At 66.4% G+C, this 2,234-nt stretch carries 1 CRISPR repeat array.

Annotated elements, in window-relative coordinates:
• The first annotated feature begins 2 nt into the window (after positions 1-2).
• A CRISPR array of direct repeats spans positions 3-2,229; the repeat unit is 28 nt; unit sequence GGCTCATCCCCGCTCGCGCGGGGCAGAC.
• Positions 2,230-2,234 lie beyond the last annotated feature (5 nt).

Consider the following 2,234-nt stretch of genomic DNA (forward strand, 5'->3'; position numbering starts at 1 on the left):
GGGGCTCATCCCCGCTCGCGCGGGGCAGACAGTCGAAAGCTTCACGCGCTGCACATGACCGCGGGCTCATCCCCGCTCGCGCGGGGCAGACGGTTCCTGCGCCATCGCCGCCGTCCCTGTCGGGGGCTCATCCCCGCTCGCGCGGGGCAGACAAAACCACGCCGAATGGCTCAATCCGGATAAGGGGCTCATCCCCGCTCGCGCGGGGCAGACTCGTTGAGTTCACGCATCGCCTGTAGCGTGTGGGGCTCATCCCCGCTCGCGCGGGGCAGACGATGTAGTCGATCACGCGCTGGTAGGTGGTTGCGGCTCATCCCCGCTCGCGCGGGGCAGACGGCAGGGAGCCACACTCATAGCAGGGGGGGATCGGCTCATCCCCGCTCGCGCGGGGCAGACAAGAGAATGAGTAACCACGAGTACAAGGCGCAGGGCTCATCCCCGCTCGCGCGGGGCAGACGAAGTATGGGTCAAGGGCAGCGGTCAGGTCACGGGCTCATCCCCGCTCGCGCGGGGCAGACTGGTTGTGGGGGTTTTCTGCTGCTTGCTACAGGGGCTCATCCCCGCTCGCGCGGGGCAGACAAAAGGGGGCAACTGTCAAGAAATTCTTGATAGGGCTCATCCCCGCTCGCGCGGGGCAGACTCGCAGACCTGGGCATTCTCCAACGCCGGTGACGGCTCATCCCCGCTCGCGCGGGGCAGACCACACCGCCCAGGCGCGGGCCTTTCTTCCACAAGGCTCATCCCCGCTCGCGCGGGGCAGACCGCACGTAGGTTTTTGTCCGCTATGGTTGCTGCGGCTCATCCCCGCTCGCGCGGGGCAGACCTCGAGCAAGTCGAGATTATCGAGTCTGAATCGGGCTCATCCCCGCTCGCGCGGGGCAGACAGACAATGATCGTTTGTGCACCGGGTCGCGTCGGGCTCATCCCCGCTCGCGCGGGGCAGACTGGACGCCGACGGTCTCCCCGCCTGGCCGATGGGGCTCATCCCCGCTCGCGCGGGGCAGACTTAAATAGTGATTTGTCTATGTACATGTTTTTCGGGCTCATCCCCGCTCGCGCGGGGCAGACGTGATGATGAGCGTGTACATGGTGAGGTCCTACGGCTCATCCCCGCTCGCGCGGGGCAGACCTGAGTAGAACAAACGTGGTGCTGAGGGGCGAGGGCTCATCCCCGCTCGCGCGGGGCAGACCTCTGATTTCCTTCCAGAAGGCAAACTCCCAGTGGCTCATCCCCGCTCGCGCGGGGCAGACAATATCTATACCGATACAAGATCATACGGTATGGGCTCATCCCCGCTCGCGCGGGGCAGACAAGTTTCACACACATCTGCCAGACCTCGGCCCGGGCTCATCCCCGCTCGCGCGGGGCAGACTCGCCGAGCCACTGCGGTGCCGAGATTGCAGGGGGCTCATCCCCGCTCGCGCGGGGCAGACTTCCTCTCCACCCGAGACCACAAACCGGTCACCGGCTCATCCCCGCTCGCGCGGGGCAGACCGCATCGACCCTTCGGCCACATGGATCATGGTGGGCTCATCCCCGCTCGCGCGGGGCAGACTGGCATACCCAGCAACCAGAATCAGAATGGCGGGGCTCATCCCCGCTCGCGCGGGGCAGACGACCCCGGCCGGTGAATAGTCTGTGAACACAACTGGCTCATCCCCGCTCGCGCGGGGCAGACCTGATAGTCGTAGATAAACTTCCGATTCTCATGGGCTCATCCCCGCTCGCGCGGGGCAGACTGTGCCACGGTTAATTCCTCCCCCGTATTGATGGGCTCATCCCCGCTCGCGCGGGGCAGACTTCGTATCACAGCGGGGGCGTTTCCTCCTGGTGGGCTCATCCCCGCTCGCGCGGGGCAGACGGTTTTTCACGTGTCCCACCGGACCGGATCAACGGCTCATCCCCGCTCGCGCGGGGCAGACCGCATCGACCCTTCGGCCACATGGATCATGGTGGGCTCATCCCCGCTCGCGCGGGGCAGACCAATTCGCTAAATAGGCAGATTACTAACGCAAGGGCTCATCCCCGCTCGCGCGGGGCAGACCGACCTTTGGTGGGTGCCATAAACACTTTCCCGGGCTCATCCCCGCTCGCGCGGGGCAGACTGCGCGACCATGCCCACGCCTCGCCGACGCGGCGGGCTCATCCCCGCTCGCGCGGGGCAGACAATGAATATCAGCCACAGTACTACTGGCCGCAGGGCTCATCCCCGCTCGCGCGGGGCAGACACCGT

It is taken from the genome of Corynebacterium lubricantis DSM 45231 (assembly GCF_000379425.1).
GTDB lineage: Bacteria > Actinomycetota > Actinomycetes > Mycobacteriales > Mycobacteriaceae > Corynebacterium > Corynebacterium lubricantis.